Genomic DNA, 26,386 nt, shown 5'->3' on the forward strand with positions numbered 1-26,386 from the left:
CGAGGGGGATCGCTCAAGATGCGCAGCCAGATGCGTCCTGAGCATCGAATCCTTGGTGCAATATCCGGGTATATACCCAGGGATTCTGTGGGAAAGGCACTTTTTTCCCGCGGGGCTAGCCGGTAGACTGGGCTGCCCAACAGATCCAGAGCAACCGCGCCCGGCGGGCGCAGTCGAGAGGTAGACACGATGGACGTAATGGAACGTATTCAGCAGGCGGTGGACAGTCACCCTGTGGTCATCTTCATGAAGGGTACCCCGCAGATGCCGCAGTGCGGCTACTCCAGCCGTGCCGCCCAGGCGCTGGGCGCCTGTGGCGAGGAGTTCGCCTACGTGAACGTGCTCACCGATCCGGAGATCTTCGAGAATCTGCCACGCTTCCAGAACTGGCCCACCTTCCCGCAGATCTATATCAATGGCGAGCTGATCGGCGGCTGCGACATCACCCTGGAGCTGTATCAGAAGGGTGAGCTGCAGAAGATGGTCAAAGAGGCCATGGCCGGCCGTCAGCCGTCGGAGGGCGAGGCATCGTCTTGAACGGCGTCAGCCTGTAAGGGAACTCTGATCAATTGGCATGGCCAAGTTCGATCGGACGTTCCTTGATATTAACCCGGCATATTTAGTTGCCGGGTTAATAGTGACCGAGGCGGCCGCCGGGTGATGTTCCAACATATCCGTGCGCAGTGCGCACCGCCTCAGTGTCCTTCCAGCCGCCCCAGCTCGCGGAGGATGTCGAGTACCAGCTTCTCGCCCTGCGCGCTGAAACCCTCGGTGAGCCGGTCGGCGTCACGTTCGCCCTGCACCAGGGGGCGGATGATGCTGGCCAGGCGCGCCATGTCGCCACCGGCCTTGAGCATCTGCTGGGCCATCCCCGCGATCAGCTGCAGGGCCTCGAGGTTGCCGCCGCGGGCGCCGTGGATCAGGGAGGCGAGGCCGGGCGCCGCCAGGCCGGCGTCGAAGCCCTGTTGCAGGTCCGGCAGCCGGTCGGGATTCTGGATGCCGGCGAGGATCGCCTCGACGATGGTCAGATCCTCTTCGTCGAGATGGCGGAAGGCCGCCAGGTCGCGCTCGCCCTTGAGAATGCGGCGGATCGCTGCCACCAGTTCCACCCATTCGTTCTCCTCGGCCAGTTTCAGCACCTGGTCGAGGTCGGGCACCAGTTCGCGGTTCTGACAGGCGAGGGCGACACGGTGGATCAGGCCGGCATGGGCCTGGAGGATCTGCTGGGTCTTCTCCGGAAGCTGGGGCATGGGACGATCCTGGGTGTCGGCGCGGGCTTCGGGGAGTGTAACCAATGACCGCCACGGCTGGAAGCGGGCGGCGTTGCGGCGGGGCTCTGCCCCCGACTATCATGGAACGCGGCTTGGCTTGTGTCCCGGCCTTGATTGGTTTAGGATGACTGACTTTAGACTTAGTCTAAATCACAATGTTCGCAACATGGATAATGGTACGAGGTCACAAGACGATGAAGGTACTGACTGCAATCACCCTTTCCCTGGGCGTTGCCCTGGGCAGCAGCGTGGCCCAGGCGGCCAACTGGGAGGCCCTGCCTGAGACGGCGCCGGCACCCGCCGACAACCCCACCACTGCCGAGAAGGTGGCGCTGGGTCAGAAGCTGTATTTCGATCCGCGCCTGTCTTCCACGGGCACGGTATCCTGCAACTCCTGCCACAATGTGATGCTCGGCGGTGACGACAACCGCCCCGTGTCCATGGGCGTGCATGGCCGTACCGGCGGCCGCAGTGCGCCGACGGTATGGAATTCGGCCTTCAATGGCTCCCAGTTCTGGGACGGCCGGGCACCGAGCCTGGAGGAGCAGGCCAAGGGGCCGGTGCTGGCCGACGTGGAGATGGACATGGGCAAGCATGACCATGTCGTGGCGCGCATCAAGTCCATCCCCGGCTATCAGGCCGAGTTCGAGAAGGCCTTCGGCCCGGGCGAGATCGACATCGACAAGTTCGCCAAGGCGGTGGCCGCCTACGAACGCACCCTGATCACGCCCAACAGTCCCTATGACCGCTATGTCAAGGGTGACCGCAAGGCGTTGACCCGGCAACAGGTGCGCGGCATGGATCTGTTCGCCGGTATCGGCTGTGCCGGCTGCCATTCCGGACCGGCCTTCAATGGCGCCACGCCGAACAGCGGCACCGGCAGCTTCATGAAGTTCCCGACCTTCGCCGACAGCGCCTACGTGAAGAAATACGATCTGCTGGCGGACGAGGGACGTGCCAAGGTGACGGGCAAGGCTGCGGACAAACACCTGTTCAAGGTGCCGACGCTGCGCAATGTCGCCCTGACCGCGCCCTATTTCCACAACGGCTCGGTGAAGACCCTGGACGAGGCGGTGCGGGTGATGGCCAAGGTGCAGCTCAATCGTGAGTTGAGCGATGCCGAGGTGGCCGATCTGGTCGCCTTCCTCAACGCCCTGACCGGTGAATTCCCGAAGCAGGAGATGCCGCGTCTGCCGGCCACCGCGGGTTTCAGCGTCATCGACTGAACCGGCAGGCATCGCGTTGTCCAAGGGCGGTGGATCATTCGATCCACCGCCCTTTTTGTCGGTTGCGGGTCAGGTGGGGGCGATGGGTGGTGTTCCTGTCGCGGTACGACGAATCGTGCCGCTATCTCCTGTCGTGGACCGGGGTGGCAGGATGGCACGGTACCCCTTGCGCCTCGATCGCGGCCTGGAGGCCGCTCCTACAACAACACGTTTGCCGCCATGCCTCGTAGGAGCGGCCTCCAGGCCGCGATCGGGGATAATGTCCGGAGTCGATCGAACAGGTCCTGGCCCGGATATTGCACCAAGGCGGCCCGAATGATCGCTCCTACAACAACACGTTTGCCGCCATGCCTCGTAGGAGCGGCCTCCAGGCCGCGATCGGGGATAATGCCCGGAGTCGATCGAACAGGTCCTGGCCCGGATATTGCGCCAAGGCGGCCCGAATGATCGCTCCTACAACAACACGTTTGCCGCCATGCCTCGTAGGAGCGGCCTCCAGGCCGCGATCGGGGATAATGTCCGGAGTCGATCGAACAGCTCCTGGCCCGGATATTGCGCCAAGGCGGCCCGAATGATCGCTCCTACAACAACACGTTTGCCGCCATGCCTCGTAGGAGCGGCCTCCAGGCCGCGATCGGGGATAGTGCCCGGAGTCGATCGAACAGGTCCTGGCCCGGATATTGCGCCAAGGCGGCCCGAATGATCGCTCCTACAACAACGCGTTTGCCGCCATGCCTCGTAGGAGCGGCCTCCAGGCCGCGATCGGGGATAGTGCCCGGAGTCGATCGAACAGCTCCTAACCCGGCCAAGGGGTGCCGCTCAGTTCACGCCAGCGGTTGACGATGGCGCAGAACAGGTCGGCGGTCTTTTCCGCGTCGTAGACCGCCGAGTGGGCCGAGGCCTCGTTCCAGTCGATGCCGGCTGCCTGCACGGCACGGGCCAGTACCGTCTGGCCATAGGCCAGCCCGCCGAGGGTGGCGGTGTCGAAGGTGCTGAACAGGTGGAAGGGGTTGCGCTTGGTGGCGGTGCGCTCCACCGCGGCCTTGACGAAGGCCAGATCGAAGGACGGGTTGTGGCCGACCAGGATGGCCCGGCTGCAGCGGGTCTGCTTGACCTGCTGGCGGATGGGCTGGAAGACATGCTGCAGTGCCTCGCGTTCAGGCTTGGCGAAGCGGAACGGGTGATAGGGGTCGATGCCGGTGAATTCCAGTGCCTTGGGGTCGAGGTTGGCGCCGGGGAAGGGCTCGACATGGGCGGCATGTGTCTCCAGGCGCGACAGGTAGCCGTCGGCATCCATCTGCAGGGTGACGGCGGCGATCTCCAGCAGGGCGTCGCGGCGCGGATTGAAGCCGGCTGTCTCGACATCGACGACCACCGGCAGGAAGCCGCGGAAGCGTCGGGCGATCGGGGATTCGGGGTTCGACTCGGGGTGGGGTTCGGACATCGGCACAGGATAACCAATTGCGCCCGGCTTGGCGATGCAAGCTGTCTGTCTCAGTCCATCAGCCGCCAGCCGAGGGTCTCGCCGGCACCCAGCGGCACCACCTGGTCCGTGCCGAGCGGATAGCTGTCCGGCAGCGTCCAGTCCGTCTTCACCAGGGTGATGCTGCCGGTATTGCGCGGTAGACCGTAGAAATCCGCGCCGAAGCGACTGGCGAAGTCTTCCAGCCGGTCCAGGGCGCCGGCCTGTTCGAAGGCCGTGGCATAGAGTTCGAGGGCCGCGGGGGCGCTGTACATGCCGGCACAGCCGCAGGCGGATTCCTTGGCATGTCGCGGATGGGGGGCGCTGTCGGTGCCGAGGAAGAAGGCGGGGTTGCCGCTGGTGGCGGCGGCGAGCAGCGCCTCGCGGTGGCGCTCGCGCTTCAGCACCGGCAGGCAGTAGTAGTGCGGGTGGATGCCACCGGCCAGCATGGCGTTGCGGTTGTAGAGCAGGTGATGGGCGGTGAGGGTGCCGGCCACCCCGGGGCCGGCGCTGCGCACGAAGTCGATGCCCTCGGCGGTGGTGATGTGTTCCAGCACGATCTTCAGCTGCGGCAAGCGGGCGCGCAGCGGCTCCAGCACCCGCTCGATGAACACCGCCTCGCGGTCGAAGATGTCGACGGCCGGGTCGGTGACCTCGCCGTGCACCAGCAGCGGCAGGCCCTGTTCCGCCATCGCCTCCAGGGTCGCCTGGCAGCGTGCGAGGTCGGTGACCCCGGCCTCGGCATTGGTCGTGGCACCGGCCGGATAGAGCTTCACGGCATGGATGTGGCCACTTTGCCTGGCGCGCACGATCTCTTCCGGCGACAGCCGCTCGGTGAGGTAGAGGGTCATCAGTGGCTCGAAGTCCATGCCGGGCGGCACCGCGGCAAGGATGCGCCGGCGGTAGGCCAGCGCCTGCTCGGTGGTGGTGACCGGGGGACGCAGGTTGGGCATGATGATGGCCCGGCCGAAGCGGCGGGCGCTGTGCGGCACGACGTCGGGCAGCACCGCACCGTCACGCAGGTGCAGGTGCCAGTCGTCGGGACGGGTGAGCTTGAGTTCCATGCAGGGTGAATCCTGGTGATGAAGGCCCGCTCATTATAGCGGTGCAGGGTGAGCCAGCGGCAGGGATTGCGGACTGGCAGAAAATGGCTTGATTTGCGTCGGTTATTTATTCACACTGCGGCGAAGGGTTTTTCCCGGCTTCTACCATAATTATTACGATAACAGGCCATGCCACCCGAGACCTCGGTGCACAAGCCCGGCCGCTGGCTCCGCCTCGACCGGCGGCGGATCATCAACGCCAGCAGTATGGTGCTTGCCCTGCTGGTCCTGCTGCTGGCACTCTCCAGCGGCTGGACGGCCTACCAGCGGTACCGGGAGGCGGGACGTATCCATTCGGCCAGCACCCTGGCCGACCGCACCATCACCCTGAGCGCCGTGGCTGCCCTGGAGCGCGGCATCACCTCGGCCATGCTGGGGGCCGGAAACGGGGGCAATCCACGGTTGCGGGCCATGCTGATCGAGGTGCGGGGTCGTGGTGACCGTCTGTGGTCGGATTTCCATTCGCTGGCCCAGGCCTTTCCGGGCAGTCCGGCCTTCCGCCAGGCGCTGGTCGACGTGTTGGCCGCGCACCAGGCGGTGATCGAGGGACGGCGCCAGGCCGATCGCGCCCTTGCCGGTCAGATGGGGCTGATCGACGAATCCCGCTGGATAGAGCTGGTCAGCCGTTTCAATCAGAGCCTGGAGCAGGTCAGGCATACGCTGTTCTACGAGGGACAGTGGCCGCAACGGCTGACCGTGCTCAATCTGTCGCTGCGACACTGGGTCTGGCTGGTGAGCGAATATGCCGGCCGGGAGCGGGGCATTCTCGCCTACTACATCAGCAGTGGCGCCCCGCTTCCCGAGGAGAGACGCGCCGACTTGCGCACCGACCGCGCCCTGGTCGAGCACCATGTGCGCGAGATCCTGGTCGAGGCCGTCCGGCCGGGCATGGATCCGCGTATCCGCAGCGCGGCCCTGGAGATGCAGCGTCGTTTCATGGGGGCCTTCAATCCACTGCGCGAGCGGATCTATGCCCACGCGGCGAGGGGTGATTACCCCTTGAGCGGGGAGGCCTGGATCCAGGCCGCGACCACCGCCATCGACAGCGTGCTCGATCTGGCGCGGACGGTCACCGAGGTGTCCACCGAGACGGCCCAGGGCATCCGTCGTGACAGCGCACGCCAGCTCGGCTACCGGGCGCTGATCGTGGCCCTGGCCCTGTTCCTCTTGCTGCTCAGTCTGACCAAGGTGCGCGAGACGACCAATGCCCTGTTCCACGAGAAGGAACTGGCGGAGGTGACGCTGCATTCGATCGGCGATGCCGTGATTACCACCGACGCCGAGGCGCGGGTCGAGTACCTCAATCCGGTGGCCGAGGAGTTCACCGGCTGGAGCAGCAGCGAGGCCGCAGGCCGGCCGCTGTCCGAGGTGGTGCGCCTGGCCTCGGCCTTCAGTCACGAGCCGCACGAGAATCCGGTGGAACGCTGCCTGCGCGAGAAGCGGGTCGTGGGGCTGGCCGAGAATACCCTGCTGATCCGGCGTGACGGCAAGGAATTCGCGATCGAGGATTCGGCGGCGCCGATCCACGATCTGGAAGGCAACATCGTCGGTGCGGTGATGGTCTTCTACGACGTTTCGGAGAACCATGGCCATGCCCCGCTGCTGGCGCATTACGCCGCGCACGATGCGTTGACCGGGCTCGCCAACCGGCGCGAGTTCGAGCGCCGGCTGATCAAGCTGCTGGACAGGGCCAAGCGGCTGCAGGAACAGCATGCCCTGTGCTACATCGATCTCGACCAGTTCAAGGTGGTCAACGACACCTGTGGCCACGTGGTGGGCGACAAGCTGCTGCGCCAGTTGACCTATGTGCTGGAGCAGCATGTGCGGGATACGGATACCCTGGCCCGTCTCGGTGGCGACGAGTTCGGCCTGCTGCTGGAGAACTGTCCGCTGCCGCAGGCGCGGGAGATCGCCGAGAACATCCGTAACATGGTCAAGGAGTTCCGCTTCGTCTGGGACGGCAAGGCCTTCGACGTGGGCTGCAGCATCGGCCTGGTGCCGATCACGGCGGAGAGCATCAGTCCGGCGGAGCTGCTCAGCGAGGCCGACGCGGCCTGCTATGCCGCCAAGGAGAAGGGCCGCAACCGGGTACAGGTCTTCGAACCGGGCGACATCGAACTGGCGCGGCGCAGTGGCGAGATGCAGTGGGTATCGCGCCTGCGTGCCGCGCTGCGCGAGGACCGTCTGCTGCTCTACGTGCAGGACATCCGGCCGCTGAACGGCAACCGGCCGCTGCATCGGGAGATCCTGCTGCGGCTGCGCGACGAGGAAGGGCAGATCGTGCCGCCGATGTGCTTCATCCCGGCGGCGGAGCGTTACAACCTGATGCCGGAACTCGACCAGTGGGTGATCGAGCACACCCTGGACTGGATCTGGCGCCGCGACCCCGGGCAGGAGGGAGTGGTCTACAACATCAACCTGTCCGGTACCTCGGTCAGCGATTCGCCACGGCTGCTGGAGTTCATCGAGCGGCAGCTGGAGCGTCGGCCGGTGGCGCCGCAGCGTATCTGCTTCGAGATCACCGAGACCGCGGCGGTACAGAACCTGGCCCAGCTTGCCGAACTGATCGAGGTGCTCAAGGGGCGCGGTTTCCGTTTCGCGCTGGATGACTTCGGCAGTGGCCTGTCCTCCTTCATGTACCTGAAGACCCTGCCGGTGGACTTCCTGAAGATCGATGGCAGCTTCGTCCGCGACATGCTGCGAGACCCGATCGATCTGGCCATGGTGCAGTCGATCAACACCATCGGTCACGTGATGCAGATCGAGACCATCGCCGAATTTGTCGAGGATGCCGAGACCCATGCCGAACTGCGCCGGCTGGGGGTCGATTTCGGCCAGGGCTTCGGCATCGACCGGCCCCGCCCGCTCGCCTGAGTGTCGCCACGGGACATCCCCCATGGCCTGCCCGTTGCCGCCTTTGTGCTTGAATTGAATTGGGATTTCCGATTTTCCCCGGTATCCGCCCGGGGTTGTCCAGCTTGACCTGCTGCGGCAAAACACAGATCATATCGCGCTTGATCTTCCCCGGGTGCCGGAGCGCTGGTCGTGCCGGAGGGGCCGGTGTCGCCGTCATGCGCCGCCCGCCCACACCCCTCGATGAGAGTTAAAGGAGTTTCATGAACGCCGCGGACAAGAAACGGGTCTTGCGTGAAATGCTCTTTGCGCGCCGCTTTGAAGAACGCTGCTATGAGGCTTACGTTGAACGTAAGATTGGCGGATTTCTTCATCTGTATCCGGGGGAGGAGGCCTGCGCCATCGGCGTTCTCGAGGCTGCCCGGCCGGGACAGGACTATGTGATCACCGGTTACCGCGATCATGTCCATGCCCTCAAGTGTGGCGCCGATCCCAAGGCCGTGATGGCCGAGCTGTTTGGCAAGGAGACCGGCTGCAGCAAGGGGCGTGGTGGTTCCATGCACATCTTCGACGTGGAACACCATTTCATGGGCGGCTATGCACTGGTCGGTGGTCCTTTTCCGCTGGCCGCCGGCATGGCCAAGGCCATCAAGATGAAGGGCGGTGACGAGATCGCCATCTGCTTCCTTGGTGATGCCGCCAACAACCAGGGTACCTTCCACGAGTCGCTGAACATGGCCAAGGTGTGGAATCTGCCGGTGCTCTACATCTGCGAGAACAACCTGTACGGTATCGGTACCCGGATCGACCGCTCCACGGCGGTGATCGATCAGTACAAGCGGGTCGCCGGCTATGACATCCCGGCCGCCCAGGTCGATGGTCAGGACGTGGAGGTGGTCCATGCCGCCGCACAGAAGGCCGTCGAGCACGTGCGTTCCGGCAAGGGCCCCTACTTCCTGGAACTCATGACCTACCGTTACCGTGGCCATTCGATGTCCGATTCCAATGCCTACCGCACCAAGGAAGAGGAACGCCAGTGGTCCAAGCGCGATCCGATCATCATGCTGCGTGACCGTCTCATCGAGGCCGGCGAACTGAGCCTCGACGAGTTCAAGGCGATGGACACCGAGATCCTCGACGAGATCGAGGACGAGATCATCGCCTTTGCCGAAGCCTCGCCCGAACCCAGGGTCGAGGAGCTGGAGAAATACGTGCTGGCGGAGAATGATCCCTGGGTGCATGGAGGTGCGGGCTGATGACCGAGATGATGTACTGGGAGGCGATCCGCCGTGCCCACGACGAGGAAATGGCCCGTGATCCGCTGGTCATCGCCATGGGCGAGGACATCGGCGTCGCCGGCGGCACCTACAAGGCCACCCAGGGCCTGTACGACAAGTACGGTCCGGAACGGGTGATCGACACCCCGATCTCCGAGAACGGCTACACCGGCCTCGGCATCGGCGCCTCCTTCCTCGGGGTGCGGCCGATCATCGAGATCATGTCGGTCAACTTCGCCTGGCTGGCGATGGACCAGATCTTCAACACCGCGGCCAAGGTGCGCTACATGTCCGGTGGCCAGCTGGAAGCGCCCATCGTGGTGCGTTCGCCTGGCGGCACCGCCCATCAGCTCGGCGCCCAGCACTCGGCGCGCATGGAGAAGGTGTTCATGGGTATCGCCGGCCTGCGGGTGGTGACGCCGTCCAGCCCGCGCCAGGCCTATGGCTTGCTGAAGAGCGCGGTGCGCTGCAACGACCCGGTGTTCATCAACGAACACGAACTCATGTACAACATGAAGGGCGAGGTGCCGGACGAGGAATACTTCCACCCGCTGGAGGGTTCCGAGGTGGCGCGCCAGGGACGCGACGTGACCCTGTTCGGCTACAATATCTCGGTGCACTGGTGTCTGGCGGCGGCCGAGACCCTGTCCAGGCAGTTCGGCATCGAGGCCGAGGTGGTCGATCTGTATGCCCTGGCGCCGCTCGACCGGGAGGGTATCCGCCGCTCGGTCGCCGCCACCCACCGCGCGGTCATCGTCGAGGAGGCCGAGGCGCCGGTCGGCGTGGGTGCCGAGGTGATGGCCATCCTCAACGAGGACTGCTTCTACGAGCTGGATGCGCCGCCGGTGCGTGTCTCCGCCAGGAACGTGCCCATCCCCTACAATCACACGCTGGAGAAGGCCGCCATTCCCAATCCCGGTGACGTCGTCGCCGCGGTGCGGAAGATGTTTGGCGTGTAATTTAGTAAACCGCCAAGACGCCAAGAGCGCCAAGAAAGGATAGTTTTTCGGCTCCCGAGCTTTGCGCGGAGCCGGAACACAATAGCGGGTTTTTCTTGGCGTCCTTGGTGTCTTGGCGGTTGGTTTTCAGGATCTGGATGACCACATGGCTGAGCCTTATGTAATCAAGATGCCCCAGCTCTCGGACACCATGACCGAGGGCGTGATCGTGAGCTGGGAAAAGAATATCGGCGACAAGGTGGAGCGCGGCGACATCGTCGCCACCGTGGAAACCGACAAGGCGATCATGGACGTGGAGGTGTTCCGCGAGGGGTATCTGTCGGGGCCGCTGGCGCCGGTGGACAGCACCGTGCCGGTCGGCGAACCCATCGCTTACCTGGTCGCCACGCCGGAGGAGGTGAGCGAGGGCGAGGCAGCGCCAGGCGCCGCGGCGGCCCCTGAGGCAGCCGCGCCCGCCGCCGCGGAGCCGGCCCCCGAGCCAGCAGCGGAGGCCGCGACCGAGCCGGAGGCTGGCGTCGACCAGGCTCCGCCGGGCAGCATCCATACCATCAAGATGCCCCAGCTCTCGGACACCATGACCGAGGGCGTGGTGGTGAGCTGGGAGAAGCAGCCGGGTGACAGGATCGAGCGCGGCACCGTGGTCGCCCAGGTCGAGACCGACAAGGCGATCATGGACGTCGAGGTATTCAAGGAAGGCTACCTGTCCGGGCCGCTGGCGCCGGTGGACAGCACGGTACCGGTCGGTGCACCGCTGGCCTATCTGGTGGCCGAGCCCGACCAGGTGGTGAGTGGCGAGGCCACCCCGGCCGCTGCTGCTGCGCCGCAGGCCGAGGCCCGTCCGGCCGAGGCTGCGCCTCGGCCCCCTGCCCCGGTTCCTGCTGCCGCAGCCGCTGCGCCCGCCGTTGCGGGCGGTGCCGGCCCAGCCCCGCGTCCGGCGGGCGATCGTGCCGCCACGCCCTATGCCCGCAAGCTGGCCGGGCAGCGCGGTATCGACCTGAACACCGTGGTCGGCACCGGCCCGGACGGGGTGATCGTCGCCGCCGACGTGGAGCGCGTGCAACCGCAGGCGGCGGCTTCGGCGGCCTTCCCGCAGGTCGAGGTGCCCGGCGAGGGTCGGCCGATGAGCAAGCTGGAGAAGGCGATCAGCGACGCCATGACCGCCTCGCTCTCCATGCCGACCTTCCATGTCACCGCCCACATCCGCCTGGGTGGCCTGATCAAGGCCGCCAAGGCCAAGGGCGTCTCGGTGACGGTCGCCATCGCCAAGGCCTGCGCCCTGGCGATGGCCAAATATCCGAAGATGAACTGGTGCTATCAGCCGGTCGACAAGCTGGTCGAGCGCGGCCAGGTGGATATCGGCATGGCCGTGTCCGCCGAGGGCGGCGGCCTGGTGGTTCCGGTGCTGAAGGGCTGCGAGAGCCGCGAGCTGGAGGCGCTGAACGAGGAATGGAAGGATCTGGTCGAGCGCGCCCGCAAGCGCCGCCTTAGCCCCTCGGAATACCAGGGCTCGACCTTCCAGATCTCCAACATGGGCATGTTCGGGGTCAGTCACTTCGACGCCATTGCCACGCCCGGTATCGCCGCCATCCTGGCCATCGCCGCCAATACCGAGCAGGGCAGCCCCTTCACCATCACCGCCGATCACCGGGTGGTCAACGGTGCCGAGGTGGCCCAGTACCTCGGTGAGCTGAAGGCCTTGATCGAGCAGCCGGAGAGCTGGATGGGACCGACCGGCCCGGCCATTCCCGAGGGCGACTGGGACTACGACGTGGTGGTGGTCGGCGGTGGCCCCGGCGGTGAGGACTGTGCGCGCGACCTGGCCAGTCACGGCCTCAAGGTGGCGCTGGTCAACGACGCGCCCTTCCCCGGCGGCGAATGCCTGTGGCGCGGTTGTATCCCGTCCAAGGCCTGGCGCGCGGCCGCCGACCGGATCCGCGACCGGCTCACCGATGCCCATCTCGGTATCAGTACCGGCAAGCCGAAGCTGGACTGGGCGGCCCTGGAGGCGACCCGTCGCAAGGTGCTGGAGACGCGCGGCGACATGGCGCTGAAGACCGACAAGGGTGTGAAGATCCACTACATCCAGGGCTTCGGCCGCTTTGTCGACGAGCACAGCCTGCTGATCGACACCTCCGGCAACAGCGACGACCCGCACCGCCGCGCCGTGCCCGGCGAGACGCCTGCGGGTGAGACGGTGCGCTTCGGCTGCGCCGTCGTCGCCACCGGCGCGCCGCCCTTCGTGCCGCCCATCCCGGGGGCACGCGAGGGCCTGGCCGAGGGCGGCGGCGTGCTGACATCCGATACCGTCTGGAACCTGCCGGAGCAGCCGAAGAAGCTGGTGGTCATCGGTGGTGGCGCCATCGGTCTGGAGATGGCGCAGATCTTCCAGGATTTCGGTACCCAGGTCACGCTGCTGGAGGCGCAGGAGCGCATCCTTGCCGAGGTCGAGCCGGAGATCGCCAGACAGCTCACGGCGGTGCTCAACGACGATCCGCGCCTGACCGTGCACACCTCGGCCAGCGTCGAGAAGATCAGTGGCAAGGCCGGCGCGGTGACCGTGAAGTACAAGGATGCCGAGGGCAAGGCTCGCCAGATCAAGGTGGACTACGTGATCATGGCCACCGGCAAGCGCCCGGTGCTGGACGGCCTGGGCCTGGACAAGGCCGGCGTGGCGGTGGACAAGGGTGTCATCAAGGCCGATGCGCGCTGCCGTACCAGCGTGCCGCACATCTTCGCCATCGGCGACGTCATCGGCGGCCTGATGCTGGCCCACACCGCGGCCCAGCAGGGCCGGGTGGCAGCCGCCACCATCCTTGGCGAGGACCTGCGCTACGACCAGGACAAGGACTGCGGCGTCATCTTCACCCGCCCCGAGGCGGCCTTCGTCGGCCTGTCCCTGGAGCAGGCCAAGGCGAAGGGCATCGACGCGGTGGAGGCCAAGGTGCCGATCAGCATCGACGCCAAGGCCATGATCAACGACGAGCAGCACGGCATGATCAAGCTGGTGGCGGACAAGGCCAGCGGCCGCGTCGTCGGCGTGCACCTGTTGGCCGATCACGCCGACACCCTGATCGGTGAGGCGGTGATGATGGTGTCGGGCGACATGACCCTGGAACAGGTCGGCAACGCCATCCACCCGCACCCGACCCAGACCGAGCTGTTCGGCGAACTGGCCCGCCGCCTCGCCTCCCGGCTGCGCCGTTCGGCGAAGATGAAAAAATGATAGATCGCCACGAAATCCACGAAACCCACGAAAAAGGGATTATTGCGGCGCGCGCGCTTCGCGCGGCGCCGTGAACACAAAGGCGATTTTCGTGGGTTTCGTGGATTTCGTGGCTATGAACAAAGGCGATCAGACATGAGTGAAGTCAAGAAGGTGGTGCTCGCCTATTCGGGTGGGCTGGATACCTCCATCATCCTCAAGTGGCTGCAGGAGACCTACGGCTGCGAGGTGGTGACCTTCACCGCCGATATCGGCCAGGGTGAAGAGGTCGAGCCGGCGCGTGCCAAGGCCGAGGCCATGGGCGTGAAGGAGATCTACATCGAGGATCTGCGCGAGGAATTCGCGCGCGACTACGTGTTCCCGATGTTCCGCGCCAACACCATCTACGAGGGCGAATACCTGCTTGGCACGTCCATCGCCCGGCCGTTGATCGCCAAGCGCCTGGTAGAGATCGCCAACGAGACCGGCGCCGACGCCATTTCACATGGCGCCACCGGCAAGGGTAACGACCAGGTGCGTTTCGAACTCGGCGCCTACGCGCTCAAGCCGGACGTGAAGATCATTGCCCCCTGGCGTGAATGGGACCTGCTGTCGCGCGAGAAGCTGATGGCCTATGCCGAGACGCACGGCATCCCGGTGGATTTCAGGAAGGGCAAGAAGTCGCCCTATTCCATGGATGCCAACTCGCTGCACATCTCCTACGAGGGCGGCATCCTGGAAGACCCCTGGGCCGAGCCGGAAGAGGACATGTGGCGCTGGACGGTGTCGCCGGAGAAGGCGCCGGACAGCCCGACCTATATTGAACTCACCTACGAGAAGGGCGACATCGTCGCCATCGACGGCGAGGCGGTGACCCCCGGCCAGGTGATGGAGCGGCTCAACAGGCTGGGCGGCGAAAACGGCATTGGCCGCGACGACATCGTCGAGAACCGCTATGTCGGCATGAAGTCGCGTGGCTGCTATGAAACCCCGGCCGGCACCATCATGCTCAGGGCGCACCGCGCCATGGAATCCCTGACCCTGGACCGCGAAGTGGCCCATCTCAAGGACGAGCTGATGCCGCGCTATGCGACGCTGATCTACAACGGCTACTGGTGGAGCCCCGAGCGGCAGATGCTGCAGGAGATGATCGACGCCTCCCAGCAGACCGTCAACGGCACCGTGCGCCTCAAGCTCTACAAGGGCAACGTGATGGTGGTGGGCCGCAGGTCGGAGAGCGACTCGCTGTTCGACGAACGCATCGCCACCTTCGAGGACGATGCCGGCGCCTACGACCAGAAGGACGCCGAGGGTTTCATCAAACTGAATGCCCTGCGCCTGCGCATCGCCGCCCGCAAGAAAAAATAGCCACGGAAAACACGGACGATCGTTGGGGAGCCGGAAGACAGGGGGTAGGAGCGGCCCCCAGGCCGCGATGCGGCGCAAAGCGTTGGCATAGAATTCAGAATCCAGAATTCAGGAGCCAAGAGTAGGAGCGGCCTTCAGGCCGCGATGCGGCGCAAAGCGCCGCCATAGAATCCAGAAGTCAGGAGGAATTGGGGCAGCCTGATTCGTCAGGCTTCACGATTCTGGCCCGCGTAGCGGGCCATTCCCCAGAGAGATTTTCGTGGGTTTCGTGGATTTCGTGGCTATACTCCCGTAAGGGCGTCTACGGAGGGAAGGGGATGCGCATCCTGCACACCATGATTCGGGTCGGGGACCTCGACCGCTCCATCAGGTTCTACACCGAAGTGCTGGGCATGAAGCTGCTGCGGCAGAAGGACTACCCGGGCGGCAAGTTCACCCTGGCCTTCGTCGGCTATGGCGACGAGTCGGAGAACACGGTACTGGAGCTGACCTACAACTGGGGCGTCGATCACTACGAGCTCGGCACCGGCTTCGGGCACATCGCCATCGAGGTGGACGATGTCCACCAGGCCACCGAGGAGATCCGACGGCGCGGTGGCAAGATCATCCGTGACGCCGGGCCGATGAACGCCGGTACCACCATCATCGCCTTCGTCGAGGATCCAGACGGCTATCCCATCGAACTGATCGGCCGGCACTGAGCCCCAGGCTGCATTGCCGGATTCGCACCGAGAATCGAATCCTTGCTGCAACAGGCAGCTCAGCCCCCTCCCATGAAGCGCCTCCGGATCCAGTAGTCGAGGCTCAGGTAGCGGCCGCCGCCGATGAAGAACAGCGTCAGCAGCATGATGAAGTAGGTGGCGGCGAATTCGATGCCGTTGTTGAGCATCACCAGGCTGCCGTTCTCGGTCAGCCACTCGTAGTTGCCGTATTCCTGGAGGATCTCCCTGGCCCGTTGCAGCCGCTCGACGGCGCCGATGGTACGCTCGGTGGCGAAGGGGCCCGTGGCCTCGGCGATGGCCAGCCAGCCGTTCGGCCAGTGGACGGTGACGGCGGCGACGATCATGGTGACCATCAGCGGAATGGAGATCCAGCGTACCGCCAGCCCCAGCAGCAGGAGCACGGCACCCAGGGTTTCGCTGGAGGCGGCGAGAAAGGCCAGCAGCTCGGGGAAAGGCAGGCCGAGACCCCAGTCCGGATTGCCGAACCAGGCCACCGTACTGTCCCAGTCCTGGAATTTCCGGGTGCCGGCCATCCAGAAGATCGGCACCAGGTAGAGGCGCAACGCCAAGGGCGCGAGGAAGTCTGCCGCGCGGGTGGTATCGAGTGCCGATTGCAAGGCGCGCAGCAGTCTGAGCATGAAAGTCTCCCCGGATTTGTTCTTCGCCTATGGAGAAGACCCTGGGGCCTGGTTTTGGTTCCCGCTGCCTGGCGATCGGCCAACCTGCTTTCCTGAAACTCGAATCCTTGGTGCAATATGCGGTCTGCTAGCTGCATGTTGCATCAGGACCCCGGATGATGGCGTGCCTGGACCCGCCGGGGATCGCGGCCTGGAGGCCGCTCCTACGGGGGCATGGCGGCACCCTGGTAGGAGCGGCCTCCAGGCCGCGATTGCCTGAATCCGACAGGCTGCTAGCCCGGATATTGCACCAAGGCGGCCCCTGTGATCGGAGTGCAGGCTGGTATACAAGGCCAGGAGGCTCGCAAATAGGCCCTCGTGGCGGGGTACACTTTGTGCCTATTCGATTGACTCCGGGCATCCTGCCCTCCGCCCTTCGGGCCAGCCTTGCGGCTGTTCAAAATCGCTCCCGGCGATTTTGTCAGGACGCATCTGGCTGCGCATCCTGGTCGATCCCCCTTGAACCATAGCTACGGCTATGCTTCTGCGGGTGATCGACCAACCTGCTTTGCCAGCTTCGCCCTGGGAATCGAATCCTTGGTGCAATATGCGGTCTGCTAGCTGCATGTTGCATCAGGACCCCGGATGATGGTGTGCCTGGACCCGCCGGGATCGCGGCCTGGAGGCCGCTCCTACGGGGCATGGCGGCACCCTGGTAGGAGCGGCCTCCAGGCCGCGATTGCCTGAATCCGACAGACTGCTAGGCGCTGCGGCTCTGTCTGTGGTGGAGGGGTGTGGGTTCCGGGTAGAGGGTGCTGAGCAGTTCCGAGCGGCCGGCGTCGATCACCATGCGGGCATGATGGCGGCGCAGACCGCGTGGCGATGCTACGCCGCAGGAATGGGCGATGACACCCACCTCGTGCACCATGTTGCGCACATAGTTGCTGACCCGCTGCGCCTTGAGCTCGGGATCCAATCCCCGCTGCAGGCGTGGATTGTGGGTGGTGATGCCGGTGGGGCAGGTATCGCGGTTGCACTGCATGGCCTGGATGCAGCCCAGCGAGAACATGAAGCCGCGGGCCGAGACGGCGAAATCGGCGCCCATGCACAATGCCCAGGCGACCCGTGCCGGGGTGATCAGCTTGCCGGAGGCAATGACCCGGATGCGCTGCCGCAGGCCGTGCTCGATCAGGGTGTCGACCAGCAGCGGCAGGGCCTCCCTGAGCGGCAGTCCCATGTTGTCCAGCAGGCTCATCGGGGCGGCGCCGGTGCCACCCTCCGCGCCATCGATGGTTATGAAGTCCGGGGCGCTCTCGATGCCGCGGCGATGGATCTCCTCGCACAGCTTATCCAGCCACTCAGTCATGCCCAGTGCGGTCTTGAAGCCGACCGGTTTGCCGGTGCTCAGTCGCACCTGCTCGATCATGTCCAGCAGTTCGCCGACGTGATTGATCTCCGGGTGGCGGTTGGGGCTGGCCGAGTCGGTGAAGGCCGGGATGCCGCGGATGCGGGCGATCTCTTCCGTCACCTTGGCTGCCGGCAGGATGCCGCCCTTGCCGGGCTTGGCCCCCTGGCTGAGCTTGATCTCGAACATGCGCACCTGCTCATGCGCGGCCACCTCGCGCAGGCGGCTTTCGCTGAGCCGGCCATCGGCATCGCGCACGCCGTACTTGGCGGTGCCGATCTGCACCACCAGGTCGCAGCCGCCTTCCAGGTGATAGGGCGACAGGCCGCCTTCCCCGGTGTTCATCCAGCAACCGGCCAGTCGTGCCCCATGCGACAGGGCGCGTACCGCCGGGCGCGACAGGGCACCGTAGCTCATGCCGGAAATGTTGAGGATGGCGCTGGTCGTGTAGGGCTGCCGGCAATGGGGTCCGATGGTGAGGCTGCGCGCCGGCGTGGCGTCCTCGCCCAGGGTGGGGAAGGCGCAGTTGACGAAGAAGATGCTGCCTCGTGTCTTCAGATCGCGGGTCGAGCCGAAGGGTACCGTGCTGTCGATATCCTTTGCCGCCCGGTAGACCCAGGACCGTTCGGCCCGGTTGAAGGGCAGTTCCTCACGGTCCATGGCGAAGAAATACTGGCGGAAGAAGGTGCCGATGTGCTCGAACAGGTAGCGGAAGCGGCCGATGACCGGGTAGTTGTGGCGGATGGCGTGGCGGGTCTGGCTGATGTCGATGACATAGAGGACCACGACCGCCAGCAGCAGCAGACCGAGCAGGAGGATGAACAGGGTGGCGATGAATTCCAGTGCAGGGATGATGAAGTCGTTTTCGAACATGTGCCCGGATGCCCCCAGTGGCGGTCTATTGCCACTATAGCGGTCCGCCTGGGCTCAGCCTTGAACGGCGGCTCGGGTGCTGCCTGTCAGGATGCCGCGTTGCCGCCAGTCCTCGAGCAGTTGCCGGCCGAATTCCACGAGCCGGGTAGGCCGTTCATGCCGTAGCTCTGTGGCGATGCGCAGCAGCAGTTGCCGGCCGCTGGCATTCTCCGCGTTCGCGGCGAGCAGGTCGCGGAGCCGGGCGCTGACCGGGTTCAGCTCCAGGAAACGCACCTCGTCGTCGGCATCGCGGTAGGCCAGCAGCCGGGTTGCCTCGGGGGGCGCTGTCCGTGGCTGGAAGTCGGGGCCGATGCGATGCACGGGGAAGCGGTAGTCGAGGGGCCAGGCCAGTGGCGAGAGCCGGGGGCGGCCCTCGAGCAGGTCGCCCGACGGGTCCTCCCCCGGAAGCTGGCTGGCCTCCGCCACCGACAGGGCGAGTTCGACCCACTCGTAGTGGACCAGCTCACGGAGAAAGGGCGGATCCCGCGGGTCGGCTGGTCGTTGCTGATCGAGAAAGTGCAGGAACTCGCGGGGGATGTCGAGGAAATAGGGGGAGCTGGCACGGTGCCGGACGAGAAAGTCGCGGATCAGTGCCTCCCAGGCCGCGTCGTCGAGCAGGCTGCGCAGCACCGGCAGGGTGCCGGCCAGAAAGTCCTGCAGATTGTTGAAGAACAGCGCTTCATAGATGCGCATGCGGCGGGCCTCGACGCCGGCCGGCAGGGGGTTGTGCCGGGGGTCACGGATGCGGGCCGCAAAGGCCTTTTGCAGGGCCAGGGTGTCAGCCATGGCCCCGTCGTCCCTGTGTTACAGCTCGAACCCCATTCATGCGAGCCGCCTTGGTGCTAGGCAACGTGGCCTGTTGCAGGGCGCGGATCCGCGCCAGTTCCTCGAGCAGATCCTCCAGCGGGGGTATGTCGAAGTCGCGTTCCAGCAGGGTCGGGAGGTTGCCAAAGCGGGCATAGGCCTGCTCCAACAGCCGCCATACCGGATCGACCACGGCGGCGCCATGGGTGTCGATCAGCAGATCCTCGTCCTCCCGGTAATGCCCGGCGATGTGCAGATAGCTGATGCGATCCCCGGGAATCCGCTCGAGGAAGGCCCCGGCATCGTAACCGTGGTTGATGCTGTTGACATAGACGTTGTTGATATCGAGCAACAGCTGGCAGTCGGCCTCTTCGAGTACGGCGAGCAGGAAATCGATCTCTTCCATCTCCTTGCCAGGCGTGGCGTAGTAGGAGACGTTCTCGATGGCGATGACCTGTTCCAGGATCTCCTGGGTGCGGCGGATACGGGCCGCGACATGCCTGATCGCCTCTTCGGTGAAGGGCAGGGGCATCAGGTCGTAGAGATGGCCGTCGTCGCTGCAGTAGCTCAGGTGTTCACTGTAGTGTCGGATCCGGTGTTCGGCGATAAAGCCCTTGAGCCGGCCGAGGAATTCCTCGTCGAGCGGGGCCGGCCCGCCGAGCGAGAGCGACAGCCCGTGGGCCAGAAACGGATAACGTTCGGTGAAGCCGCGCAGGGCCTTGCCGAATCGGCCACCAACGCCCATCCAGTTTTCCGGTGCGATCTCGAAGAAGTCGATGGCCGGGGCAGGGTGGTCGGCGAGCGGACCCAGCAGGGTCCGCCGCAGACCGAGCCCGGCGCCCTCTGGCAGACAGGTATCAGGGATCACGGGCAAGTGCCGGCATTCACTTCGTCATGCCGGTGCCGCACTTGCCTTCCTTCATCTTGGACTCGGACTTCATCTTCATGCCGGCACCGCACTTGCCTTCCTTCATCTTGGACTCGGATTTCATCTTCATGCCGGCACCGCACTTGCCTTCCTTCATCTTGGACTCGGACTTCATCTTCATGCCGGCACCACACTTGCCTTCTTTCATCCTGGATTCGGCCTTCTCCTCCGCATGTTCCGATTTCTTCTTCATCATGCTGGCGCCGCATTTGCCTTGGCCGCAGCGGCCTTCCATGCTGTCGTTCGAGGCCAGGTACCCGCTGGTCAATTCCTCGACCTGGAAGGGATTCTCGCTGGCCGCGGCCGGGCCTGCCGCCAGGGAGCCGGCAAGGGTGGCGCCGAGGGCCAGGGCGAGGGACTTGGGTAGGGGACGATTGGACATGATGTTTGCCTCCATTTCTCTGCTTTGTTGTTACCCGGTGTTCTGCTGTGGCCGGGCGTCGGTTGCCGCTTGCGCGGGCTGATCCGGGATCGGACCGGTGCTGCTGTCCGTTTCTATGACCCCCCGCCTCTGTCGATGGTTCCACAGGTGCCGGGTGGGGCGGTAATTTCCAAGATGCTTCAGCCGCGGGGCAGCCTGTCCAGACAGCGCAGGTAGCGGCTGTCATCGGGTGCCCTGCCGCTGCGCTGGGCCTCCCAGAGGATCTGGCCCAGACATTCCATCATGGCATGTTCCAGGCGGTGTGGGTCAGCGAAGTCCGGCAGCAGTTCCCGGTAACGCCGGCCGATACCCGCTGGCCGGTCGGTGGCGAGCTGTTCACGGATGGCGAGGTGCATTCCCATGTGCAGGAAGGGGTTGCTCTGGCCATCCTCCGGGCGGAAGTCGCGGCCCAGCGCCTGTTCCGGATCGTCCAGCAGGGCATGGTATTCGGGGTGCTGGAGGATGACCTCGAGGATCTGGGCATCGAGTGCGGCCAGTGGCTGGCCCTCGCGGTGCCGTCGCCATACCTCGCAGTAGACCTGGCGCAGCTGATCGCGATTGGTGCCGAACACCATGGGGTCAAGCCGTCTGGGTCTTGTGCCGGTAATCGCACAGATCGGCGATCGGGCACTGTTGGCATTTGGGTTTGCGGGCCGTGCAGATATAGCGGCCGAGCAGGATCAGCCAGTGATGGGCGTCCTGTTTGAACTCGTCCGGCACGAATCTCTGCAGCTTCCTCTCCACCTCCAGCACCGTTTTCCCAGGGGCCAGGCCAGTGCGGTTGGCGACGCGGAAGATGTGGGTGTCGACGGCAATGGTGGGTTCGCCGAATGCGGTATTCAGCACCACGTTGGCGGTCTTGCGGCCTACGCCGGGCAGGGATTCCAGGGCGGTGCGGTCATGGGGCACCTGCCCGCCGTAGCGTTCCTGCAGAATGCGGCTGGTGGCGATGATGTTCTTCGCCTTGCTGTTGTACAGGCCGATGCTCTTGATATGGGACTTGAGTCCGGCCTCGCCGAGCCTGAGCATGTCGGCGGGGGTCTTCACCTTGCGGAACAGGGCCTCGGTCGCCTTGTTGACCCCCTTGTCGGTCGCCTGGGCGGAGAGGATGACGGCGACCAGCAACTGGAAATCGTTCTCGTAATGGAGTTCGGTGGTGGGCCGTGGGTTGGCTGCGCGCAGGCGGCGGAAGATCTCGATGCGTTTCTGCTGGTTCATGAAGGGACGAAGCTGTTTCGGGGAACGCCCCGGCTCGGTGCTGCGGGTCTCAGGCCGTGCTCTCCAGGGCGGCGCTGCTCGCTGCCGGGGAACGCCGCTGTTCCAGGCGCCGGTCGATGATGTTCTTCACGGCGATGATCAGTCCCAGGCCGAGGAAGGCGCCAGGCGGCAGGATCGCCAGCAGGAAACCGCGGTAGTCCTCGATCACGGTCACTGCCCAGCCGCGAGCCAGCTCGCCGAACATCAGATGGGCGTGCGACAGCAGGGTGCCCTGGCCGATCAGCTCGCGCAGGCTGCCGAGCAGGACCAGCACGGCGGTGAAGCCGAGCCCCATGGCCAGGCCGTCGACGAAGGCGCGGCCGACATCATGCTTGGAGGCAAAGGCCTCGGCGCGACCGATGATCGAGCAGTTGGTGACGATCAGCGGGATGAAGATGCCGAGGATGTTGTACAGATCATGAAAGAAGGCGTTCATCGCCAGTTCTATGGTGGTCACGGCGGAGGCGATGACCAGCACGAAGACCGGGATGCGGACCTCGGGGCGCACGATCTTGCGGATCAGGGAGACGATGACGTTGGAGAGAATCAGGGTCAGGGTGGTGGCCAGCCCCAGCCCCAGGCCGTTGATGGTGGTCGAAGTGACAGCCAGCAGCGGGCACAGGCCAAGCAGCTGGACCAGGGCCGGGTTGTTGTTCCAGAGCCCGTCGATGGTGATGGCGCGGCCGGAAGGTTCAGCCATCCTCGTCTGCCTCCTCGTCGTCTCCGACCGTCCGCGGCGGACGGGCGAACAGTTCCTCGCGGTGTTCGCGGAAGTATAGCAGACAGCGTTTCACCGCCCGCACCACGGCGCGTGGGGTAATGGTGGCGCCAGTGAACTGATCGAAGACGCCGCCGTCACGCTTGACCGCCCATTTCGACTCGGGCGGATCGTTCAGCGACCTGCCGGTGAAGCCGAGGATCCAGTCGGATCGCTCTGTCTCGATGCGGTCGCCCAGCCCCGGTGTCTCGTGGTGCGACAGGACCCGCACGCCCATCAGCCGGCCGTTGACGTCGATGCCGACCAGCAGCTTGATGGCGCCGCCATAGCCGTCGGGGGCGATCGGGGTCATCACCACCGCCACCGGCTGTTCGCCCATGAAGGCGCGGTACACGGTGACCTCCTCATGGGTGCCGAGGAAGGCCGGGTCGCGCACCTCGACGGTGTCCTTCAGCAGGTCGTTGTCGTGGCGCTCGGGGCTGATGATCTGGTGCAGGTTGCGCAGCAGCACGGCCTGTTCATTGGCGGCGATGCGCGCCTTGGTCGACTGGTAGGTGAAGGCCACCAGTCCCGCACCAATGGCGGCGAACAGGAACAGGAACAGGCCGGTGAAGGCGATCTGCCGGGCGTTCACGGCTTGCGGCCCTGTTCACCGAAGACCCGGGGGCGGGTGTAGTGATCGATGGTCGGCGCTGCCATGTTCATCAGCAGCACGGCGAAGGCCATGCCGTCCGGGTAGCCGCCCCAGGTGCGGATGACGTAAACGATGATGCCGATGCCGGCGCCATAGATCAGCCGGCCGCGCGCCGTGGTGCTGGCGGTCACCGGGTCGGTGGCGATGAAGAAGGCGCCGAGCATGGCCGCGCCGCTGAAAAGGTGCAGCAGCGGCGAGGGGAAGGCGTCCGGGTCGAACAGGTAGAACAGCAGGGCGATGCCGAACAGGCCGCCCAGCACGCCGGCCGGAATCTGCCAGTGGATCGCGCGTCGCCGCAGCAGCCACAGGCCGCCGGCCAGATAGCCGAGATTGATCCATTCCCAGCCACGGCCGCCGAGATTGCTGAAGATCGGTGCCGCGGTGATCTCACTCATGGTGTAGTCCAGCCCCAGGCGGGTCTTGATGGTATCGAGGGGCGTGGCGCTGGTCAGCGCATCGAGCTGGAGGTTCGCCGGCAGCTGGCCGGCGAACACCCAGCGTCCGGCCTCGCTGAACGACAGCCCCTGGCCGTCGAGGCCGGCCGGTATCGGCCACAGGGTCATCTCCCGCGGGAAGGAGATGATCAGCACCACATAGCCGACCATGGCCGGGTTGAAGGGGTTGTAGCCGAGGCCGCCGAACAGTTGCTTGGCAACCACGATGGCGAACAGGCTGCCGATGACCGGGATCCACCAGGGGGCCAGTGGAGGCAACGCCAGTCCCAGCAGCACGCCGGTCAGCAGGGCGCTGCCATCGCCCAGCACCGATCCTGCCGGGCGCTGGCGCAGACGCAGCATCAGGGCTTCGGCCGCGATGCAACTGACCCCGGCCATGGCCAGGTTGAACACCAGGCCCCAGCCGAAGAACCACCAGGCACAGAGCGAGCCCGGCAGCAGGGCCAGCAGTACCTGGCGCATCAGCCGGTCGACCCGGTTGGGGCCGATGATGTGGGGTGAGCTGTAGGTGTGGAACTGCATCAGTGGTCGTCGTCCCGTTGCTGGCCGTTGCGGTGCCCTTCCCCGGCGTTGCCGCTGCCGGTCCCGGCTGTGCCGCCGGCGGCGGCCTTGCGGGCACGGGCCCGCTCCAGCGCTGCCTGGATGGCCGCCTTCTTGTCCGCCTCGCCGGCCTTGGCCTGCACCGCCTTCTTCTTCTTGCGCAGGCGTTCGGCGCGCTCGCGCTTCTCGCGTTCCAGCCGCGCCTGGCGGAACTCGTGCCGCTGGCGGGCCAGGTCCGCCTTGCGCCGTTCGCGTTCCTGGTTCCAGATCTCGGTCTTGGCGAAGCGGTAGTACTGCACCAGCGGCAGGTGGCTGGGGCAGACGTAGGCGCAGCAGCCGCATTCGATGCAGTCGAACAGGTTGTAGTCCTGTACCCGTTCGAAATCCCGGGTATGGCTGTACCAGTACAGCTGCTGGGGCAGCAGCTGGGCCGGGCAGACGCTGGCACACTCGGCGCAGCGGATACAGGGTTGGGGCTCGGGCGGTGGCGGCATCTCCTCGCGCGTCGCGGCGAGGAGACAGTTGCAGGTCTTGATCACCGGCAGATCGTCGTGCGGCAGGGCGAAGCCCATCATCGGGCCGCCCATCAGCAGGCGGTGCACCTCCTCGGCATAGCCGCCACAATGCTCGACCAGGGCGTGCATCGGCGTGCCGATGCGCACCCGCAGGTTCTGCGGCTGGCGTATCCCCTGGCCGGTGACGGTGACGATGCGCGACACCAGGGGGCGGCCGCGGTGCACGGCGTCGTGGATGGCGGTGACGGTGCCGGGGTTGTGGCAGACCACGCCGATGTCGGCCGGCAGACCCTGCGAGGGCACCTCGAGGCCGGTGAGGATCTTGATCAGCTGCCGTTCGCCACCCGTCGGGTAGAGGGTCGGCACCTCCACCACTTCGATCCGCTCGCTGCCGGCGCTGGCCTCGCGCAGCGCGGCAATGGCCTGCGGCTTGTTGTCCTCGATGCCGATCAGGCAGCGTGGGGCCTGCAGGGCGTGCAGCAGGATCTCGATGCCGGCGACGATCTCCTGCGGCTGTTCGCGCATCAGCATGTCGTCGCAGGTGATGTAGGGCTCGCACTCGGCGCCGTTGATGACCAGCAGTTCGATGCGCCGGTCGGGGCCGGGGTTCATCTTGATGAAACTGGGGAAGCCGGCACCGCCGAGGCCGACGATGCCGGCGTCGCGGATGCGGTTGCGCAGCTCGCTGGGATCGAGCGAGCGGTAGTCCGGGATCGGCTGGGGGTCGACCCACTGGTCCCGGCCGTCGGTGTCGATGACGATGCAGGGTGCGCTGAGGCCGGAGGGATGGGGGACCGGGTAGTCGGCGATCTCGACCACGGTGCCGGAGCTGGAGGCATGGACCGGCACGCTGACATAGCCGTGGGCGCGGGCGATCATCTGCCCGGCCAGCACCCGTTCGCCAGGCTGCACCAGGGGCTCGGCCGGTTCGCCGATGTGCTGCTGGAGGGGAAACAGCAGCCGCTGCGGCGGCGGCAGCTCGACGACCGGATGACGGGTCGAGATCGCCTTGTGCGCCTCCAGATGGAGACCGCCATGGATGCGGTGCAGGACGTGGTTCATGCGCCCGTCTCCCCGGCCGCGGCGATGTCGATGCGCCGTTCCTCCGGCGAGGGCCACAGCCATTCGCTGATGTCGCGTTTCACCGGCACCATGTGGATGCAGTCCACCGGACAGGGCTCGACGCACAGGGTGCAGCCGGTGCATTCCTCGGCGATCACCGTGTGCATGTGCTTGGCGGCGCCGAGGATGGCGTCCACCGGGCAGGCCTGGATGCACAGGGTGCAGCCGATGCACTGGCTCTCGTCGATGACCGCCACCTCCTTGGCCTTGTGTTCACCGTGTTCCTCGTCCAGCGGCTTGACGTCACGGCCGAGCAGGTCGGCCAGGGCCCGGATCACCGTCTCGCCGCCCGGCGGGCAGCGGTTGATGTCGGCCTCGCCGGCGGCGATCGCCTCGGCATAGGGGCGGCAGCCGGGAAAACCGCATTGCCCGCACTGGGTCTGCGGCAGGATGGCGTCGATCTGGTCGACGATGGGGTCGGACTCGACATGGAAGCGGATCGCTGAATAACCGAGCAGCAGGCCGAACAGCCCGGCCAGGATGCCGAGGGCGAGGATGGCGGTCAGGACCTCAGCCATGGACCACCCCGGGCAGCGGCTCGCGCGGCAGACCCAT

General features: G+C 65.7%; 23 protein-coding genes. 8 read left to right on the top strand and 15 right to left on the bottom strand.

What is annotated here, in order from left to right:
• Positions 1-189 precede the first annotated feature (189 nt).
• The gene (gene grxD, locus QVG61_RS02775; RefSeq protein WP_289931803.1) at positions 190-537 is read left to right on the top strand and encodes a Grx4 family monothiol glutaredoxin; all 348 of its coding nucleotides are present in this window, start codon (positions 190-192) and stop codon (positions 535-537) included.
• Positions 538-695: 158 nt separating this feature from the next.
• Here the strand turns inward: grxD and QVG61_RS02780 are convergent, their stop codons facing one another.
• Positions 696-1,250: a hypothetical protein gene (locus QVG61_RS02780; RefSeq protein ID WP_289931804.1), complete on the bottom strand. Its 555-nt coding sequence runs from the start codon at positions 1,248-1,250 to the stop codon at positions 696-698.
• Positions 1,251-1,465: 215 nt separating this feature from the next.
• Between QVG61_RS02780 and QVG61_RS02785 the strand changes: the two genes are divergently transcribed.
• Complete coding sequence (locus tag QVG61_RS02785; protein WP_289931805.1) at positions 1,466-2,497, top strand: cytochrome-c peroxidase; 1,032 nt, start codon at positions 1,466-1,468, stop codon at positions 2,495-2,497.
• A 796-nt stretch (positions 2,498-3,293) separates the two neighbouring features.
• Here the strand turns inward: QVG61_RS02785 and rnt are convergent.
• Together rnt and pyrC are read right to left on the bottom strand one after the other, a co-directional pair.
• Complete coding sequence (rnt, locus tag QVG61_RS02790) at positions 3,294-3,941, bottom strand: ribonuclease T (RefSeq protein ID WP_289931806.1); 648 nt, start codon at positions 3,939-3,941, stop codon at positions 3,294-3,296.
• A 50-nt stretch (positions 3,942-3,991) separates the two neighbouring features.
• A complete protein-coding gene (pyrC, locus tag QVG61_RS02795; RefSeq protein WP_289931807.1) occupies positions 3,992-5,023 on the bottom strand; it encodes a dihydroorotase in 1,032 nt (343 codons plus the stop codon).
• A 168-nt stretch (positions 5,024-5,191) separates the two neighbouring features.
• Between pyrC and QVG61_RS02800 the strand changes: the two genes are divergently transcribed.
• From QVG61_RS02800 to gloA, 6 genes are all read left to right on the top strand, one after another.
• Positions 5,192-7,936, top strand: coding sequence for an EAL domain-containing protein (locus QVG61_RS02800; protein ID WP_289931808.1), 2,745 nt, complete (start codon positions 5,192-5,194; stop codon positions 7,934-7,936).
• A 242-nt stretch (positions 7,937-8,178) separates the two neighbouring features.
• Positions 8,179-9,171 carry a pyruvate dehydrogenase (acetyl-transferring) E1 component subunit alpha gene (gene pdhA, locus QVG61_RS02805; protein ID WP_289931809.1) on the top strand — a complete coding sequence of 331 codons (993 nt, stop codon included), beginning with the start codon at positions 8,179-8,181 and terminating at the stop codon, positions 9,169-9,171.
• Entirely contained in the window at positions 9,171-10,151 is a 981-nt protein-coding gene (locus tag QVG61_RS02810; RefSeq protein WP_289931810.1) for an alpha-ketoacid dehydrogenase subunit beta, read from the top strand. The genes pdhA and QVG61_RS02810 overlap by 1 nt, the downstream gene beginning before the upstream one ends.
• 145 nt (positions 10,152-10,296) lie before the next feature.
• Complete coding sequence (locus QVG61_RS02815) at positions 10,297-13,374, top strand: FAD-dependent oxidoreductase (protein ID WP_289931811.1); 3,078 nt, start codon at positions 10,297-10,299, stop codon at positions 13,372-13,374.
• Positions 13,375-13,509: 135 nt separating this feature from the next.
• A complete protein-coding gene (locus tag QVG61_RS02820) occupies positions 13,510-14,721 on the top strand; it encodes an argininosuccinate synthase (protein WP_289931812.1) in 1,212 nt (403 codons plus the stop codon).
• A 317-nt stretch (positions 14,722-15,038) separates the two neighbouring features.
• Positions 15,039-15,422 (top strand): lactoylglutathione lyase, encoded by a 384-nt coding sequence (gene gloA, locus QVG61_RS02825; protein ID WP_289931813.1) that lies wholly within the window; start codon positions 15,039-15,041, stop codon positions 15,420-15,422.
• A 59-nt stretch (positions 15,423-15,481) separates the two neighbouring features.
• Here the strand turns inward: gloA and QVG61_RS02830 are convergent, their stop codons facing one another.
• The 12 genes from QVG61_RS02830 to rsxB form a co-directional block, all read right to left on the bottom strand.
• A complete protein-coding gene (locus QVG61_RS02830; RefSeq protein ID WP_289931814.1) occupies positions 15,482-16,081 on the bottom strand; it encodes a DoxX family protein in 600 nt (199 codons plus the stop codon).
• 739 nt (positions 16,082-16,820) lie between these two features.
• Positions 16,821-18,338: an FMN-binding glutamate synthase family protein gene (locus tag QVG61_RS02835; RefSeq protein WP_289931815.1), complete on the bottom strand. Its 1,518-nt coding sequence runs from the start codon at positions 18,336-18,338 to the stop codon at positions 16,821-16,823.
• A gap of 54 nt (positions 18,339-18,392) precedes the next feature.
• Complete coding sequence (locus tag QVG61_RS02840) at positions 18,393-19,163, bottom strand: putative DNA-binding domain-containing protein (protein ID WP_289931816.1); 771 nt, start codon at positions 19,161-19,163, stop codon at positions 18,393-18,395.
• A complete protein-coding gene (locus QVG61_RS02845; RefSeq protein WP_289931817.1) occupies positions 19,156-20,049 on the bottom strand; it encodes a DUF692 domain-containing protein in 894 nt (297 codons plus the stop codon). The genes QVG61_RS02840 and QVG61_RS02845 overlap by 8 nt, the downstream gene beginning before the upstream one ends.
• A 16-nt stretch (positions 20,050-20,065) precedes the next feature.
• On the bottom strand, positions 20,066-20,491 hold the full coding sequence (locus tag QVG61_RS02850; RefSeq protein WP_289931818.1) for a hypothetical protein: 426 nt from the start codon (positions 20,489-20,491) through the stop codon (positions 20,066-20,068).
• Positions 20,492-20,670: 179 nt separating this feature from the next.
• Positions 20,671-21,105 (bottom strand): DUF1841 family protein, encoded by a 435-nt coding sequence (locus QVG61_RS02855; protein WP_354671175.1) that lies wholly within the window; start codon positions 21,103-21,105, stop codon positions 20,671-20,673.
• Positions 21,106-21,109: 4 nt separating this feature from the next.
• Positions 21,110-21,748: an endonuclease III gene (gene nth, locus QVG61_RS02860; RefSeq protein ID WP_289931819.1), complete on the bottom strand. Its 639-nt coding sequence runs from the start codon at positions 21,746-21,748 to the stop codon at positions 21,110-21,112.
• A gap of 49 nt (positions 21,749-21,797) precedes the next feature.
• On the bottom strand, positions 21,798-22,487 hold the full coding sequence (locus QVG61_RS02865; RefSeq protein ID WP_289931820.1) for an electron transport complex subunit E: 690 nt from the start codon (positions 22,485-22,487) through the stop codon (positions 21,798-21,800).
• Positions 22,480-23,139: an electron transport complex subunit RsxG gene (rsxG, locus tag QVG61_RS02870; RefSeq protein ID WP_289931821.1), complete on the bottom strand. Its 660-nt coding sequence runs from the start codon at positions 23,137-23,139 to the stop codon at positions 22,480-22,482. Before rsxG ends, QVG61_RS02865 begins: the two co-directional genes overlap by 8 nt.
• A complete protein-coding gene (rsxD, locus tag QVG61_RS02875) occupies positions 23,136-24,176 on the bottom strand; it encodes an electron transport complex subunit RsxD (RefSeq protein WP_289931822.1) in 1,041 nt (346 codons plus the stop codon). The genes rsxG and rsxD overlap by 4 nt, the downstream gene beginning before the upstream one ends.
• Complete coding sequence (rsxC, locus tag QVG61_RS02880; protein ID WP_289931823.1) at positions 24,176-25,771, bottom strand: electron transport complex subunit RsxC; 1,596 nt, start codon at positions 25,769-25,771, stop codon at positions 24,176-24,178. Before rsxC ends, rsxD begins: the two co-directional genes overlap by 1 nt.
• Positions 25,768-26,349, bottom strand: a complete 582-nt coding sequence (gene rsxB, locus QVG61_RS02885; RefSeq protein WP_289931824.1) for an electron transport complex subunit RsxB — start codon at positions 26,347-26,349, stop codon at positions 25,768-25,770. Before rsxB ends, rsxC begins: the two co-directional genes overlap by 4 nt.
• Positions 26,350-26,386: the final 37 nt, after the last annotated feature.

Source organism: Thiohalobacter sp. IOR34, assembly GCF_030406045.1.
Taxonomy (GTDB): Bacteria; Pseudomonadota; Gammaproteobacteria; order Thiohalobacterales; family Thiohalobacteraceae.

What these genes read in the sequence shown, in the direction of transcription:
- grxD (WP_289931803.1), top strand. Translation starts at nt 190, where the DNA reads ATGGACGTAATGGAACGTATTCAGCAGGCGGTGGACAGTCACCCTGTG.
- QVG61_RS02780 (WP_289931804.1), bottom strand. Translation starts at nt 1,250, where the DNA reads ATGCCCCAGCTTCCGGAGAAGACCCAGCAGATCCTCCAGGCCCATGCC.
- QVG61_RS02785 (WP_289931805.1), top strand. Translation starts at nt 1,466, where the DNA reads ATGAAGGTACTGACTGCAATCACCCTTTCCCTGGGCGTTGCCCTGGGC.
- rnt (WP_289931806.1), bottom strand. Translation starts at nt 3,941, where the DNA reads ATGTCCGAACCCCACCCCGAGTCGAACCCCGAATCCCCGATCGCCCGA.
- pyrC (WP_289931807.1), bottom strand. Translation starts at nt 5,023, where the DNA reads ATGGAACTCAAGCTCACCCGTCCCGACGACTGGCACCTGCACCTGCGT.
- QVG61_RS02800 (WP_289931808.1), top strand. Translation starts at nt 5,192, where the DNA reads ATGCCACCCGAGACCTCGGTGCACAAGCCCGGCCGCTGGCTCCGCCTC.
- pdhA (WP_289931809.1), top strand. Translation starts at nt 8,179, where the DNA reads ATGAACGCCGCGGACAAGAAACGGGTCTTGCGTGAAATGCTCTTTGCG.
- QVG61_RS02810 (WP_289931810.1), top strand. Translation starts at nt 9,171, where the DNA reads ATGACCGAGATGATGTACTGGGAGGCGATCCGCCGTGCCCACGACGAG.
- QVG61_RS02815 (WP_289931811.1), top strand. Translation starts at nt 10,297, where the DNA reads ATGGCTGAGCCTTATGTAATCAAGATGCCCCAGCTCTCGGACACCATG.
- QVG61_RS02820 (WP_289931812.1), top strand. Translation starts at nt 13,510, where the DNA reads ATGAGTGAAGTCAAGAAGGTGGTGCTCGCCTATTCGGGTGGGCTGGAT.
- gloA (WP_289931813.1), top strand. Translation starts at nt 15,039, where the DNA reads ATGCGCATCCTGCACACCATGATTCGGGTCGGGGACCTCGACCGCTCC.
- QVG61_RS02830 (WP_289931814.1), bottom strand. Translation starts at nt 16,081, where the DNA reads ATGCTCAGACTGCTGCGCGCCTTGCAATCGGCACTCGATACCACCCGC.
- QVG61_RS02835 (WP_289931815.1), bottom strand. Translation starts at nt 18,338, where the DNA reads ATGTTCGAAAACGACTTCATCATCCCTGCACTGGAATTCATCGCCACC.
- QVG61_RS02840 (WP_289931816.1), bottom strand. Translation starts at nt 19,163, where the DNA reads ATGGCTGACACCCTGGCCCTGCAAAAGGCCTTTGCGGCCCGCATCCGT.
- QVG61_RS02850 (WP_289931818.1), bottom strand. Translation starts at nt 20,491, where the DNA reads ATGTCCAATCGTCCCCTACCCAAGTCCCTCGCCCTGGCCCTCGGCGCC.
- QVG61_RS02855 (WP_354671175.1), bottom strand. Translation starts at nt 21,105, where the DNA reads ATGGTGTTCGGCACCAATCGCGATCAGCTGCGCCAGGTCTACTGCGAG.
- nth (WP_289931819.1), bottom strand. Translation starts at nt 21,748, where the DNA reads ATGAACCAGCAGAAACGCATCGAGATCTTCCGCCGCCTGCGCGCAGCC.
- QVG61_RS02865 (WP_289931820.1), bottom strand. Translation starts at nt 22,487, where the DNA reads ATGGCTGAACCTTCCGGCCGCGCCATCACCATCGACGGGCTCTGGAAC.
- rsxD (WP_289931822.1), bottom strand. Translation starts at nt 24,176, where the DNA reads ATGCAGTTCCACACCTACAGCTCACCCCACATCATCGGCCCCAACCGG.
- rsxC (WP_289931823.1), bottom strand. Translation starts at nt 25,771, where the DNA reads ATGAACCACGTCCTGCACCGCATCCATGGCGGTCTCCATCTGGAGGCG.
- rsxB (WP_289931824.1), bottom strand. Translation starts at nt 26,349, where the DNA reads ATGGCTGAGGTCCTGACCGCCATCCTCGCCCTCGGCATCCTGGCCGGG.